Source organism: Rhizobium giardinii bv. giardinii H152 (genome assembly GCF_000379605.1).
GTDB lineage: Bacteria > Pseudomonadota > Alphaproteobacteria > Rhizobiales > Rhizobiaceae > Pararhizobium > Pararhizobium giardinii.
The window spans coordinates 78,710-93,158 of record NZ_KB902713.1 but is presented as its reverse complement, the minus strand read 5'-3'; the positions used below and the strand labels follow the sequence as shown (position 1 = coordinate 93,158).

14 protein-coding genes are annotated in these 14,449 nt (G+C 59.9%); 4 read left to right on the top strand and 10 right to left on the bottom strand.

Features of this window, described 5'->3' with window-relative positions; genetic code table 11:
- Positions 1–737: 737 nt before the first annotated feature.
- From A3AY_RS0127100 to A3AY_RS0127060, 9 genes are all read right to left on the bottom strand, one after another.
- Entirely contained in the window at positions 738–1,679 is a 942-nt protein-coding gene (locus tag A3AY_RS0127100) for an XdhC family protein (protein WP_018328817.1), read from the bottom strand.
- Between the two features lie 40 nt (positions 1,680–1,719).
- The gene (locus tag A3AY_RS0127095; RefSeq protein ID WP_026203871.1) at positions 1,720–2,304 is read right to left on the bottom strand and encodes an adenylate kinase; all 585 of its coding nucleotides are present in this window, start codon (positions 2,302–2,304) and stop codon (positions 1,720–1,722) included.
- A 3-nt stretch (positions 2,305–2,307) separates the two neighbouring features.
- Positions 2,308–3,765: an NAD-dependent succinate-semialdehyde dehydrogenase gene (locus A3AY_RS0127090; protein ID WP_018328815.1), complete on the bottom strand. Its 1,458-nt coding sequence runs from the start codon at positions 3,763–3,765 to the stop codon at positions 2,308–2,310.
- A 23-nt stretch (positions 3,766–3,788) separates the two neighbouring features.
- Positions 3,789–4,232: an acyl-CoA thioesterase gene (locus A3AY_RS0127085; protein ID WP_018328814.1), complete on the bottom strand. Its 444-nt coding sequence runs from the start codon at positions 4,230–4,232 to the stop codon at positions 3,789–3,791.
- The gene (locus A3AY_RS0127080; protein ID WP_018328813.1) at positions 4,232–5,392 is read right to left on the bottom strand and encodes an iron-containing alcohol dehydrogenase; all 1,161 of its coding nucleotides are present in this window, start codon (positions 5,390–5,392) and stop codon (positions 4,232–4,234) included. Before A3AY_RS0127080 ends, A3AY_RS0127085 begins: the two co-directional genes overlap by 1 nt.
- A 23-nt stretch (positions 5,393–5,415) precedes the next feature.
- On the bottom strand, positions 5,416–6,945 hold the full coding sequence (locus A3AY_RS0127075) for a class I adenylate-forming enzyme family protein (protein ID WP_018328812.1): 1,530 nt from the start codon (positions 6,943–6,945) through the stop codon (positions 5,416–5,418).
- A 23-nt stretch (positions 6,946–6,968) separates the two neighbouring features.
- Positions 6,969–7,724, bottom strand: coding sequence for an SDR family NAD(P)-dependent oxidoreductase (locus tag A3AY_RS0127070; protein ID WP_018328811.1), 756 nt, complete (start codon positions 7,722–7,724; stop codon positions 6,969–6,971).
- A 65-nt stretch (positions 7,725–7,789) separates the two neighbouring features.
- Positions 7,790–8,557, bottom strand: coding sequence for an enoyl-CoA hydratase-related protein (locus tag A3AY_RS0127065; RefSeq protein WP_026203870.1), 768 nt, complete (start codon positions 8,555–8,557; stop codon positions 7,790–7,792).
- A 95-nt stretch (positions 8,558–8,652) separates the two neighbouring features.
- Positions 8,653–9,864, bottom strand: coding sequence for an ABC transporter substrate-binding protein (locus A3AY_RS0127060; RefSeq protein WP_420830253.1), 1,212 nt, complete (start codon positions 9,862–9,864; stop codon positions 8,653–8,655).
- A gap of 261 nt (positions 9,865–10,125) precedes the next feature.
- Between A3AY_RS0127060 and A3AY_RS0127055 the strand changes: the two genes are divergently transcribed.
- The 4 genes from A3AY_RS0127055 to A3AY_RS0127040 are packed head-to-tail and all read left to right on the top strand — an operon-like array spanning position 10,126 to position 13,479.
- Positions 10,126–10,884 carry an ABC transporter ATP-binding protein gene (locus A3AY_RS0127055; protein ID WP_018328808.1) on the top strand — a complete coding sequence of 253 codons (759 nt, stop codon included), beginning with the start codon at positions 10,126–10,128 and terminating at the stop codon, positions 10,882–10,884.
- Positions 10,877–11,584, top strand: a complete 708-nt coding sequence (locus A3AY_RS0127050; RefSeq protein WP_018328807.1) for an ABC transporter ATP-binding protein — start codon at positions 10,877–10,879, stop codon at positions 11,582–11,584. The genes A3AY_RS0127055 and A3AY_RS0127050 overlap by 8 nt, the downstream gene beginning before the upstream one ends.
- Positions 11,585–11,617: 33 nt before the next feature.
- Positions 11,618–12,505, top strand: coding sequence for a branched-chain amino acid ABC transporter permease (locus A3AY_RS0127045; protein WP_018328806.1), 888 nt, complete (start codon positions 11,618–11,620; stop codon positions 12,503–12,505).
- Between the two features lie 2 nt (positions 12,506–12,507).
- The gene (locus A3AY_RS0127040; protein ID WP_026203868.1) at positions 12,508–13,479 is read left to right on the top strand and encodes a branched-chain amino acid ABC transporter permease; all 972 of its coding nucleotides are present in this window, start codon (positions 12,508–12,510) and stop codon (positions 13,477–13,479) included.
- Between the two features lie 76 nt (positions 13,480–13,555).
- Here the strand turns inward: A3AY_RS0127040 and A3AY_RS0127035 are convergent, their stop codons facing one another.
- Entirely contained in the window at positions 13,556–14,344 is a 789-nt protein-coding gene (locus A3AY_RS0127035; protein ID WP_018328804.1) for an SRPBCC family protein, read from the bottom strand.
- Positions 14,345–14,449 lie beyond the last annotated feature (105 nt).

The following is a 14,449-nucleotide window of genomic DNA, read 5'->3' as shown; positions in this document are numbered from 1 at the left end:
CGCTTTTCGCCCACAAGACGGGCAACCTGCCCATCGCCACCTCAGGCGAAACGCGCAGAACTCTCCTCCCCTTTTGGATTTCGCCTGACTGTCAGGCTCGTCGAGCGCCAAGAGAAGCTAGACCACAAAGTTCAATAGTGCAAGCTATCTTGGAAAATTTGCTCGTTGGGCAATCGGAACTTTTGAAAGGCGGCCACAAATGTCAATGGCGCCGAGGTGACGATCAAAAGTGAGTCAAGTAGCACCACTATGCGGTGAGTGGGGATGGTGAATTTGTCTTTGGGAATATTTTTGGCACTCGCTGAGGTCTTTCCACGTACCAACTGCAGCCAAATCAAGTTCATTAGCGCAATTGATTACACTAGAGAACTAGATGCAGCATCGTTTCCGGTGTGCTTCTTCTCCGCCAACCCTCCCCTCGCCGAATCGGCCGAACCAACAGGGGAAACCGGACCTCCTCCTACGAGACGCGCAGAGCCGGCGCGTAGAAGCACCCGCCCAGGAACACAGTGGTGGATGAAGGCTTCGTCAGACTCTGAGACGGCGCAAGCCATGGAGGGTATTATCGAGAGCCGAGGGGTTCGTGACCCCTAAAGCGGTGACCTTATTCGGGCTCCGTGAGCGCGCTGTGAACAGAGCGCTGCGCCGAAGTCGGCTCGCTCAAGCCTGTTACGACCGGTCGCATAGCACGTCGGCGCGTCCTTCTTCAGGTAACATCTCGCTGGGGCGACCGTATTTCATGTCTGGAATTTTGCAGACATTCTCGCCGCCACGACGTCTGCGACGATCGACAATGCCAGAGAAGACGCACTCTTGGCTTTCCCGAAAATTCCGATCGGAGCTTTGATCCGGTCGATATCGGCCTCGCTATAGCCGTCGTCCGCCAGAGCCTTGATCCGCCTACCGTGTGTGCGCAAACTTCCCAAAGCTCCGATATAAAAGGCCCGGCTGTCGAGCACGAGCCGCAAGTGCGGTATCTCCCGGTCAAGGTCGTGATAGAGCAATGCGACCGCGGTAAATGGATCGATCAACGACTTTAAAGAACTGGCCGTCATCTGGCCGTCGACGAGATGAATGTCGATGCGGGCGGCGCGCGCGACGTCTGCCGTTGCCGTCGCTTCGATCGAACGGCCAAAAACGAGCAGTCTGGTAGTCGGTTGGTAGGCGATGACGAAATCTTCACGATCCCACTGCGACACACCACGGAACCGACGGTCGACGGATAGTCGCTCCGAGGCGGGACCATATCTGAGAGCTGTTCCCCGTCTTAGCTCTAGTTCACCGATCACCTCCTCCAATTCTTTGACGCTCCGCAGCCGGTGGATAGCGAGATTGATCCCTCCTCCGCAGGGAAGAACGATATCAAAAAACCGCGACCCTTCGCCGAGCCGCAGGAAGCGATCATGCCCGTTTTGCAAGGCCTCCAATGCTTCTGCTGCAACGGCGTTCTCTGTACAACCGCCAGAAACGAAGCCGCAATAGAGTCCATCCGCCCTGACGACCATTTGCGAGCCGAGCGGGCGTGCCGAGCCGCCGTGAATCTCGACCAAGGTCACCAGGGCGGTCGCTATCCCCGCCTCGACCGAGGCGTGAGCATAACGCAAAATTTCAAGAGGCTCGTCTGTCGAGAGGCCTATCGCGGGGACGACAGGGTCCGTCATCGGGTCCCGCGCCGCCATGGCTTCCTCCAGCGATAGGTCACATTTCCCTCCGAGACGCTCACCCGCCTATGGTCGAAGCAATGGCCGCAGCGACCGCCTCGACGTCCTGCCTTGCGTCGATCCGGCGCAGAAGTCCGCGTTGCTCGTAAAATGGCGACAACTGCGCCGTTGCGCGGATAAACTCCTCTACCCTTCGCTTTAAGACCTCCGGATTGTCATCTGAGCGGCTGCTTCCTCCAGCCTCCAGTGACTGCTCCGACCGCGACTTGATGCGAGCTTCAAGCAGTTCGAGAGGAATGTCGAAGAGCATCACGTGGTCCAGGGGCAGATTTTTCTCGGCAAGATGTGCCTCTAGTGCGCTCGCCTGTGCGACCGTCCGCGGAAAACCATCGAGGATGTAGCCAGCCCTGCCGACAGCATTTTCAAGGCCTTCTTCCACGAGACCTATGACGACCTCGTCCGGCACCAGTCTGCCCGAATCGACGGCGGCTTTCGCCTGAACGCCGAGTGCGCTTTGTGCCTTGATCGCGTTGCGAAGCAGATCACCGGTCGAGATGTGCAGCAAGCCTCGCTCACGTATAAGCCGTTCCGCCTGGGTCCCTTTCCCAGCGCCGGGCGGGCCAATGAAAACAAGTCTCGTCATTCTTCAGACCCCCATGCACAGATATTTGATCTCGAGATAGTCAGCCATTCCGTACTTGGACCCCTCGCGACCGTTTCCGCTTTCCTTCACGCCACCGAACGGCGCGACCTCGGTCGAGATCATTCCTTCGTTGATGCCGACGATGCCGGCCTCAAGCGCCTCTGCGACCCGCCAGATCCTGGAAATGTCACAGCCGTAGAAATAAGCGGCAAGCCCGAATTGAGTTTTGTTGGCACGCTGAATTGCCTCGCTTTCAGTTTCAAAACGGAAAATCGGCGCGACCGGCCCGAAAATCTCCTCGCCGAAGATCTGGGATTCCGGCGAGACGTCGGCGATCACCGTCGGCTGGTAAAAGCTGTGGCCTAGCGCATGCCGGCCGCCGCCCACAACCACTCTGCCGCCCTGGCTGATGGCATCCGACACAAGCTCCTCGACCTTTGCGACCGCCTTCTCGTCGATCAGCGGGCCGATCTGCACATCGGACGCAAATCCATTCCCCACCCTCAATTGGGATACCGCGTCCGATAGCTGAGCCGCGAACGTGTCGTATATGCCGCTCTGGACGAGAAAACGGTTGGCGCAGACACAAGTCTGGCCGGCGTTGCGGTATTTCGAGGCGATTGCGCCTTTAACGGCGGCCCCCACGTCCGCGTCGTCGAAGACGATGAAGGGCGCGTTTCCGCCAAGCTCCATCGAGGTCCGCTTCACGGTTGCCGCGCACTGGACCATCAGGACCTTGCCAATTTCCGTCGAACCGGTGAAGCTGAGCTTGCGAACGGCAGGGTTGGACGTCAGTTCGGCGCCGATTTCACCGGCCGACCCCGTCACGCAGGAAAGCACGCCCTTCGGCACGCCTGCACGTTCCGCCAGAACACAAAGAGCAAGCGCAGAAAGTGGCGTCTGGCTAGCCGGCTTGATGATCATGGTGCAGCCTGCCGCCAGAGCTGGCCCGACTTTCCGAGTGATCATCGCTGCCGGGAAATTCCATGGCGTGATCGCCGCGCAAACCCCGATCGGCTGTTTGATGACGACAATGCGCCTGTCGGACGTCGGAGCCGGAATCGTGTCGCCATAGACACGCTTGGCCTCTTCGCCAAACCATTCGATGTAGGATGCCGCATAGGCGATCTCGCCCCGGGCCTCAGGAAGTGGCTTGCCCTGCTCGGCCGTCATGATGGCGGCAAGGTCGTCCTGGTTCTCGATCAGAAGCTCGAACCATTTCCGCAGAACGGCAGCGCGTTGCTTTCCGGAAAGCGCCTTCCATCCGGACTGCGCTTGTTCGGCACTCTCTATGGCGCGCTGCGTTTCACCGGCCCCCATTCGGGGAACGCTTGCAACAACGGAACCGTCAGCAGGATTGGTGACGTCGATAACTCGACCGTTGTCGGCGTCGCGCCATTCCCCGCCGATGAAGCACTGGCTGCGCAGCAGCGAGGGATCTTTGAGAGTGGGAACTGCCATCGGGTTATCCTTATTGAACGCAATCACGCTTCGACCAGAAGCGGCTCAAGCAGTTCCCTGGCTTTCCCGCCGAACGGAACCGGTCGGCGCGACAGGCGGTGGACGTTGACATGGATGAAGAAACCTTCGGCCGCGGCGACGTCTTCGTCGTTACGGAACAGGCCGATCTCGTAGCGAACCGACGAACTGCCTAGCCTCGCCACTCGAATGCCTGCCGTCACCTGATCGGGAAAGGTCATCTCGGCATGGTAGCGGCAGCCCGTCTCCACGACGAGAAACACCTCGGCGCCGCCCTTGATGTCGAGCACGCCGTTTTCGATGAGAAAGGCATTCACCGCCGTATCGAACAGGCTGTAATGCACCACATTGTTCATGTGCCCGTAGGTGTCGTTGTCCGACCAGCGCAGGCCGGTCGTGCGGAACACCTTGTAATCAGAGCGTCGTGAGGGAGTTTCGCGCTTCGCCATTACCAGGCCGCCCTGTATATCGAGAGCGCATCCCTCTCGCTCACCTCGCGGGGGTTGTTGACGAGGAGGCGCGTCTGCTTCATCGCGTCGCGCGCCATGACCGCAAGATGCTCCTCGCCGATGCCGACGTCGCGAAGCCGTGACTGAAGCCCGAACTTTTCCGACAGTCCGGCGAGCCTCTCGATGAAGGCGGCGCAGCGTCCCTCATCCTCCCGTTCTGACACAAGATCCGGAAATGCATCGGCGGCGATTTCCGCGTAAACCGATGCGGCATCGGGTGCGTTGAACCGCAGAACATGCGGAAGAACCAATGCGTTGGATAGGCCGTGGGGGATATGGAAGGTCCCACCGATCGGATATGCCAGCGCATGCACGGCGGCGACTGGCGAATTCGCAAAGGCCTGCCCGGCAAGCATCGACCCAAGCAGCATCGCACCGCGCGCGGCGCGGTCTTGACCGTCGAACACAGCCTTCTCGATATTCGCGCCCAGCAGCTGAAGCGCCTGGCGCGCCAGCATCTTCGAAAGCGGATTGTTGTTGGCGCTTTTCGAGGCATAGGACTCGATCGCGTGCACCATGGCGTCGATGCCGGTAGCCGCCGTGATATGGGCGGGAAGGCCGATCGTCAGATCAGCATCGAGAATCGCGATATCGGGCAGGATGATCGGCGACGATACGCCGCGCTTCTCGTCTCCGCCGACGGTGATGATCGAAACCGACGTGACCTCGGATCCGGTCCCGGCAGTGGTCGGCACAAGCACCAGAGGCAGGCGAGGCCCCTTCGCGTTGCCGACACCCCAGGCCTCGTCGATATCCTCGCCCGATCCGCAGAGAAGAGCCACGACCTTGGCAACGTCAAGCGAAGACCCGCCGCCGAAACCGATAATGCCGGTAACACCCGCTGGCCTCGCCATGTCCGATGCCGCCATCACGGTCGCGAGAGACGGATCGGCTTCGACACTGTCGAACACCGTCACCTCGATACCCGAGGCTGCAAGCGAGGCCAGAGCCGGATCGCAAAGCCCGAGCCTGCGCAGACCGGCGTCGGTCACGAACAGAACGCGCTCACCCAGCTTCTTCCTGGCGATGTCGCCGATCCCGGCGGCTGCACCCGGCCGGAAAACGATCTGCGGCGTTGTGGTGAATATGAAAGGGTTCATGCAAATCTCCTCTGTCACTTCCCTCACGCGACGGGCAGGCTGTCGCGCAGCTTCACGCGCAGGATCTTGCCGGATCCCGTCCGAGGTATTTCGTTTACGATGTAGATGCGATCGGGGACCTTGTAGGCAGACAGGCGCTCCTTGCAGTGGGTAAGGAGGGCTGCCTGATCGAAAGCCTTGGCATCCTTGAGAACGACACAGGCTACCGGAACCTCGCCGAGCATCGTATGGGGCATGCCGATGACGGCGCAGTCTATGACGGCGTGATCGAGCAGGATCGTCTCCTCGACCTCGGCTGGCGCGATGTTCTGCCCGCCGCGAATGATCAACTCCTTCAGGCGGCCGGTGATCGTCAGGAAACCGTTCGCATCGGCCTTGGCGAGATCGCCTGTGCGATACCAGCCGTCGACGACGGCTTTCTGGGTCTCCTGTGGTTTGTTGTGATAACCCTGCATGAGGTTCGGCCCCTTGCAGATCAGCTCGCCCTCGCTGCCGACCGGAACGTCGAGGCCGGTTTTAGGATCGACCAGCCGGACTGTGACCCCGGGAAGCGGAAGGCCGCAGGAACCTGACACGCGCCAGCGGCCGGGCCAGTTCATGGTCACCATCGTGGAAGTCTCGGTAATGCCGTAGCCGTCGAGCAGGGCGACGCCGAAGAATTCCTCGAAGTCATTGTTTAGAGTGCCGGGAAGGATAGCACCCGCCGACACACAAAGCCTAACCGACGACAGCAGTTTCTCGCCGCTTGTTTGGCATGCGGAGAGGAAATAGTGGAAGACGGTCGGCACGCCGGGCATGAATGTGAAGCGTCCCGACCGTAGCAGTTCGGTCGCCTGCGTGGTCGAGAATTTCTCCATGATGTATTCGCTGGCGCCAAGCGCGATGATGGAGAGGACCGCGATGTTGAGCGCATAGGAATGATAGAGCGGAAGCGTATTGAGGACGACGTCGTTCTCGTTCATCCCCGCGATCGGCGCCCAGCAGGCGGCCGTCACCCACAGCATGGATCGTGTCGAAAGAAGCACGCCCTTGGGCCGGCCGGTCGTTCCCGACGTGTAGACGATATAGGCCGGCCGATCGACATCCCGGTCGTCCTCGAAACCGGACGACTGCCGCCGCTCCATCGCTGAAAATCCGAAGGCCGGGTCCGCATCAATCACGAGGACAGGCCTGTCGAGCCGCGACAAGACCGCGTCCGCCATCGTCCGTTTGTCCGGCAACGCAAGGAGCACCGCGCACCCGGCGTCGGTGATACGGTATGCAAGCTCGGCTTCGGTGGATTCGATACTTGCCGGGACGCAGATGCCGCCTGCGCGCACGACGGCGAGGCAGGCGACTACCCAGTTGACGGAATTCGGCAGGAATATCGCGACGGCCTGCCCCTTCCGAAGGCCACCAGCGACGAGGTGGGAGGCCAGGGCTTCAGTCTCCGCATCGAGCTGCGGATAGGAGACCGAACGCATCCTGTCCTCGAACGCCATTTTTTCAGGATAAAGGCGCGCATTCCGCCGAAGGATTTCGCCGACGGGCGCGATCAAATCGTAACGTATCATCTTGGCTCCTCCCAATCCTCCCGTTAGACCATGCAAAAGCCGCCGTTGACACTGATGACCTGGCCCGTCACCCAGGACGATGGCTCGGAAGCGAGGAAGGTGACCATTGGGGCGATATCCTCGGGCCTGCCGATACGGCGCAACGGATAAGCCTTGACGATCTTCTCGCGGTTCTTCTCGAGGAATTCCGGGTCCGAATGGGAGGTCTCGATCAGGCCGAGCGAGACCGTGTTGACGGTGACGTTGTTGCGGCCGAATTCCCGGGCCAGCGACTTGCCGAGCGCAATCGTACCGCCGCGCGCGGCGGCGGCAAGTGCAAGGTTGGCTTCGCCGATGCGGGAGCTGTCGCCGACGAGATTGATGATGCGGCCGGAGTTCTGCGCGATCATCAGCGGCGCCACCTCATGGCAACAATTGATCGCGCCGTAGAGACACACGTCGATCTGCTGCTTCCAGTCTTGCGGGGTCGAGTCCACGAACCGCTGGTACTTCACGTAACCGGCATTGTTGACGAGAATGTCGACCGTGCCAAAGTCCGCCGTGACGGCGGCGATCATCGCCTTGACCTGGGCATTGTCGCTGATGTCGGCCTGGTAGGCTTTTGCCTTTCCGCCGCACGCCTCGATGGATGTGACAACGGCCTCAGCTTCATCCCTGGAACGGCTGTAGTTCACCGCGACGACGGCGCCTTCGGCAGCGAGAGCGCGTGCGATATCGCCTCCGACATCCCGGCCACCGCCCGTGACCAACGCCACCTTGCCCTTGAGATTGGTCTCCATTGCATTGTCTCCTTGATACTTGAATTGCTGCCTTCGCAGCGAATTGGTGAATGAGGCCAAAACCGTTATCGGCCCAGAAACCGCGGCGAGCGCTTCTCGCCGAACGCCTTGCGTCCTTCGGCGTAGTCGTGACTTGAACTCGCCTTGTCGATCAGTCTTTCCGCCTCGACACGGTCGAGATCCCCCCGAGTACAGCCGTTGAGGATGAACTTGGCACCCCTAATCGTCAGGGGAGCGTTGGCGGCCATGGCATTGGCGCGTTCCAGAGCAGCCGCGTGCGCATCCGCTGCAAGCTCGTCGATGAAACCGGTGGCAAGCGCGTCGCGCGCAGTGAATCGACTTGCCGAGTATAGAATTCGTTTTGCCTCGCTGACGCCGACGAGCGAAAACAGTTTGCGGGTCGCGGAGACGCCATAGACGATCGACAGGCGGGCGGCGGGAATGCCGAAGGTGGCACTCTCTTCCGCAATCCGAAAATCGCAGGACATGGCAAGATGCGCAGCACCACCCAGGCAATAACCGCGCACAACCGCAACCGTGGGCTTGGAGACCTCGTAGATGGCGTCACCCGCCGCATCAACGGCGACCTCGTAGCGTGTACTTTCCTCCACTCCCCCCCGGACCGTCTCGAACTCGCTGATATCAGCGCCGGCAGAAAAATCGCTTCCCGCACCCATCAGCAGAATAGCGCGAATATCCGTATCACCGTCGAACTGACGAAATAGCTCCGCGAGCTCGCACCACATCGAAAAGGTCACAGCGTTGCGCTGCATGGGTCGATTCAGTGTGACGATGGCTATACCGTCGGATTTCTCCACTAGAATATCACTCATTTCTGCTCTTCTCTTCCCTGCTGACCCCGGACTAGCGGGCCCATGCCATCGCGGTGGGCGTGCCCGGCGCAAGAAAGCCGGGCACTCCATTTCGTTCAGTTCTTGACCAGAGGGCATTGGCTCTCGGAAAGCGGGCGGAACGCCTTGTCGCCGGGAATGGTCGTGACAAGCTTCAACAGGTCCCATTCGCTCTTGGATTCGGCCGGCGTCTTTACCTGGTAAACGTACATGTCATGCACCATCCGGCCGTCCTCGCGGATCTTGCCGCCCTTTGCGAAGAAATCGTTGATCGGCGTCTCCTTCATACTAGCCATAACCTTCTTGGTGTCCGTCGTGCCGGCGGCCTTGACGGCCTGCAGGTAGTGCATGGTCGAGGAGTAGTCCCCTGCGTCGCCCATATGCGGCGGACGACCGACGCGCGCCTCGAACTTCTTGGCGAAAGCCCGGGTCTCGTCGTCGCGATCCCAGTAGAAGGCATTTGTCAGGATCATGCCCTGCGCCGTTTCGAGCCCGAGCGAGTGGACGTCCGTATCCCAGACAAGCAGGCCGGCAACTGTCTTGCCTGACGAGGCAAGCCCGAATTCAGCGGCGGATTTGACCGCATTAACGAAGGTTGTACCGGAACCGGCCATGGCTACGACATCGGCGGGCGATGCCTGCGCCTGCAGCATGAAGGCACTGTGGTCGGCAGTCTCGATCGGATAGCGGACGGCGCCGGAAACGGTTCCGCCGTTTGCCTTGACGATCTGGCTTGCATCCGCCTCGAGCGCGTGGCCGAAGGCGTAGTCGGCAGTTAGGAAGTACCAGTTCTTCTTGCCTTCCCGGATCAGTTCGTTGGCGGTGCCGTTGGCGAGCGCATAGGTATCATATGAGTAGTGAATGCTGTTCGGCGTGCAGCCGTCGTTCGTCAGGCGTGACGAACCGGAACCGTTGACGATGGCGATCTTATCCTCATCCTTGGCAACCTGCGTGACAGCCAGAGCTATGCCCGAATTGATCAGGTTGTTGATCATCGTCACGCCCTGCGAGCCATACCATTCGCGGGCCGTGGCCACGGCCACCTCCGGCTTATTCTGATGGTCGGCGACGACGACCTCCAGCGGACGGTCGAGGACCTTGCCGCCGAAATCCTCGACCGCCATCTTGACGGCGGCAATCGCGCCCTCGCCGGCCTCGTGCGAGAACTGGCCGCTAACGTCGGTCAGGACGCCGATCCGGATCGGCCCTGAATCTTGGGCCTGGACCTGAACGCACATGGCGCCGATAGCCCCGGCGCAAGACAGCAAAATTCGTAGACGCTTCAACATTCCATCCTCCCAGATCCGGCGCTGCAGCTCCTCCGCGAGCGCTTTGAACAAACTTGCGCTATCATACTTATTATCAACGAGACGCCGACATATGATCCGCCACCGTAGGGTGCCGTGGTAAGATAGACAGAATTTTCGCCGTTATGCAAGCTTGCATTATTAGACTTTGTGTGTTTTTCTGAAACTGCCTTTTGCGAGGAGAGGCGCGTGGCAGTCATCGTCTGACGCCACTGGAGGAAATTGAGCAGATAGGGAGGATCCGTGCCGGAGAACGCACCTATAATCGAGGCGCGCAATTTGACGCGCTCGTTCGGCGGCTTCGTCGCCGTGAACAACGTCGATATCCGGATCAGGCGGGGACAGATCCACGCGCTGATCGGCCCTAACGGAGCCGGCAAGAGCACGCTGTTCAACCTGCTGACCAAGTTCCTTTCCCCGAGCTCGGGGCAAATCTTCTTCAAGGGCCGCGATATTACTGACATGGCGCCTGCCGACATCGCGCGGCTTGGCCTCGTCCGCTCGTTCCAGATCTCGTCTGTGTTTCCGCACCTGAGCGCGCGCGAAAATGTGCGGGTGGCGCTTCAGGCCCGCGAGCGTGAGACGTTCTCGTTCTGGAGGTCCAACCGGTGTCTGAAGCGCTTCGACGAGGAGGCGCTGGCGCTTCTCGAAAGCGTCGGTCTTGCCGAAAAGGCGCGGACGAAGGCCAGCGAACTGTCCTACGGACGCAAGCGCGCCCTTGAATTGGCAACTACGCTGGCGCTGGAACCGGAAGTTCTGCTGCTCGACGAACCGATGGCCGGCATGGGAACGGAAGACATTGGCAGAACGGCATCGCTGATCCGACACGTCGGCAAGGGCCGTACCGTACTGATGGTTGAACACAATCTCGGCGTCGTTGCGGACCTATCCGACATGATCACGGTGCTCCGCCGTGGCGAGGTGATTGCGGAGGGAACCTATTCAGAGGTTTCGACCAATACCGAAGTTCGCAAAGCCTACATCGGAGGCACCCATGGCTGAACCTACACTCTTGAACGTCAGCAATCTCGAAGCCTGGTACGGCGAGAGTCATGTTCTGCACGGCGTTAACTTCAATGTCAGAAGAGGCGAGGTCGTCACCCTGATCGGCCGCAATGGCGCCGGCAAGACAACTACACTGCGAAGCCTGATCGGCGTCGTCGGCAAACGTACCGGCGCGAGCACCTATCAGGGCACCGACCTCCTGAAGGTCCCGGCCCACAAGGTCGCTCGCCTTGGCATCGGCTACGTCCCGGAGGAGCGCGGAATCTTCTCGAAGTTGAACGTCATCGAAAACCTCATGTTTCCGCCCGCCTGGCAATCGGGAGGAATGAGCGTGGACGAGATCTACACCCTCTTTCCGAACTTGAAGGGGCGCGACAGCACGCCCGGAACGCGTCTTTCAGGCGGCGAGCAGCAGATGCTGGCGATCGGCCGGATTTTGCGCACCGGAGCCGATTTCATCCTCCTCGACGAGCCGACGGAAGGTATTGCCCCCGTGATCATCGAGGAGATCGGCGCCGCGTTGCGCATTCTCAAGGACCGCGGCATGACGATCATTCTGGTTGAACAGAATCTGCGCTTCGCAGCGTCGGTTGCCGATCGCCACTTCGTGCTCGATCAGGGCAAGGTCGTCGACGAAATCTCCAATAGCGCGCTTGACGCCAACATGGACCGGCTGAACCGGTATCTGGGGGTGTGACGGTGAAGCGCATCATAAAACAGGTAAAATCCGATGACTGATTTTCTCGGGGTGCCGCTGCCCGTCCTTCTCGGCCAATTACTGCTTGGCTTGATCAACGGCTCGTTCTACGCGCTGCTGAGCCTCGGTCTTGCGATCATCTTCGGCATGCTCAACGTGATCAACTTTGCACACGGTGCGTTCTATATGCTTGGTGGCTTCGTTGCCTGGTATCTTCTTTCCCGCCTGGGGCTTGGATATTGGGGAACTCTGATTGCCGCTCCCATCGTGGTCGGCATTTTCGGTGTCGTCGTCGAACGGCTGTTGCTGAAGCGGCTCTATCGGATGGATCACCTCTACAGCCTTCTCCTCACCTTCGGCATCGCGCTGATGCTGGAAGGGCTGTTCCGCCATGTTTTCGGCGCGGCAGGCAAGCCCTATCCCGTTCCTACGGCGTTGACCGGCGGCATCAATCTCGGCTTCATGTTTCTCCCGATGTACCGCGCGTGGGTCATCGTGGTTTCGCTTGCCATCTGCATCCTGACTTGGCTTGCCATCGAGCGCACGAAGCTCGGCGCCTACCTGCGGGCCGCCACCGAGAACCCCGCCCTGGTCCAAGCTTTCGGGATCAACGTGCCCCTGATGCTCACCCTGACCTACGCCTTCTGCGTCGGCCTTGCCGGCTTTGCGGGGGCCCTTGCAGCGCCGCTTTACCAGGTAAGCCCCGGCATGGGCTCCAGCATCATCATCGTTGTCTTCGCCGTGGTCGTTATAGGCGGCATGGGATCGATCGGTGGCGCCATCCTGACGGCCCTCGGCCTCGGCATCATCGAGGGCCTCACCAAGACCTTCTATCCCGCAGCATCCTCGATCGCGGTCTTCGTAGTCATGGTGCTGGTCATTCTCATCCGGCCGGTAGGCCTGTTTAGTCGCGAGGCGTGAATATGAACGGTCTCACTCTGTCCAGTCCCGCTGCCGCACGCGGATTTGCTAGACCAGCATGTTTTCTCGTCTTGGTCGCGGTCGTTGCGATCCTGCTTATCGCCCCGCTGGTGACGTATCCGCTATTCCTAATCAAGATTCTGTGCTTCGTGCTTTTCGCAGCGGCATTCAATCTGGCGCTCGGCTACGCAGGCTTACTCTCCTTTGGCCACGCGGCATTTTTCGGTGGCGGCGCCTATATCGCGGCTCACGCCGCAAAAATCTGGCACTTGCCCTTCGAACTGGCCGTGCTTTCCGGAACCGCATTTGCGGCCGTGCTTGGCCTCGTGTTCGGCGCGCTATCCATCCGGCGGCACGGGATCTATTTTGCAATGATCACGCTAGCCCTTGCACAACTCGTCTATTTCATGGCCGTGCAGATGCCGTTTACCGGCGGAGAGGACGGCATTCAGGCTGTGCCGCGTGGCTACCTGCTCGGCATGTTGGATTTGCGAAACATCACGGCCATGTACTACACCGTGCTCGGCGGTACGCTCATCGGCCTCGTGATCATCTGGCGGGCGGTCAATTCGCCCTTCGGCCACACCCTTTCAGCAATCCGTGAAAACGAGACCCGCGTGACCTCGCTTGGCCTCAAGCCAGACCGTTACAAGCTCATCGTCTTTACCTTGTCTGCTGCGCTGTCGGGCTTCGCTGGGTCGATGAAGGCGATCGCTTTCCAGCTTGCCTCTTTGGTTGATGTCACCTGGCATATGTCCGGCGAAGTCATTCTGATGACGCTGCTTGGGGGCATGGGAACGCTGATCGGTCCGATCGTGGGTTCGACCCTGGTCGTTGGCCTGGAGCACTTCTTGTCGACCAGCGGCCTGCCTATCACCTTCATCATCGGCCTGGTTTTCGTGATCTGCGTGATGATGTTCCGGCGTGGCGTTTTTGGCGAACTCAAGCTCTTCGTCGATCGTCGGAGCAAGTGATACATTAAGTCTTCTTGTACAAGTAAAAGGCCAGAACTATCGTTCCGGCCTTGTTATGCCAGACTTCCGGTTCTTGTTATCGAGCTTGGGCGCCAAAGAGGTAGCCAATCGCCGCAGCCATTATCAACTGCACGGCGCTTGCCAGATCCGGAGACATTCGACCGCGGTCATCACCTGCCGGTAGAAGGCTGGGAAGCAGGCCGCCATAGACCGCCCACAACGCAGCCAACACGGACACGAACACCACCAACGCTAGGACTGGCATCGAAGGACCCGCGCGCGCGACTGCAACCGCGGGCGACGGCCCGGGACTAAAGGCTGCCTCTATCCGCGCGCGATCTGTGCCAATAGACCTTCCGTCCTTCTGGGAGACAGCTTCGGATTTCGGCGGGGTCAACCTGCCTGGGTCAACAGCCGCGTTCTGCCGCGCCTGGATCTCCTCCGCGAACCGCTTGAAGAATTGGCCCGCCATCTTTTTCGCAGTAACATCAATCAGCCTGCCACCAAGCTGCGACAGCTTGCCACCGATCTGCGCATCGACGGTATAGACAAGTACGGTGCCGCTGTCAGACGGTTCCAGTTTCACGGTCGCGACGCCCTTCGCAAAACCTGCGACGCCGCCCTGCCCCTCACCAGTAATTCTGTACCCGTTAGGCGGATCAAGTTCGGAGAGCGTTACCGCTCCTTGGAAGCGCGCTTTTACCGGACCGACCTTCATAACCGCAACGGCGGTCATTTCAGTATCTGAAGACTTTGTCAGTTCCTGACACCCAGGTATGCAAACTCTGAGCACGTCAGCGTCGTTGAGTGCGGCCCATACGTCTTCCCTCGTCGCCGGAATTAACTGCTGTCCTGACATTTCCATGCGTACATCTCCTCACCTGATAATTGGATGTAGCCGCCTTTGACGGCGAAATCACATAGCTTGACATTCCTATCTTAAGTCTAATAATGCAAGTGAAAATTCGAG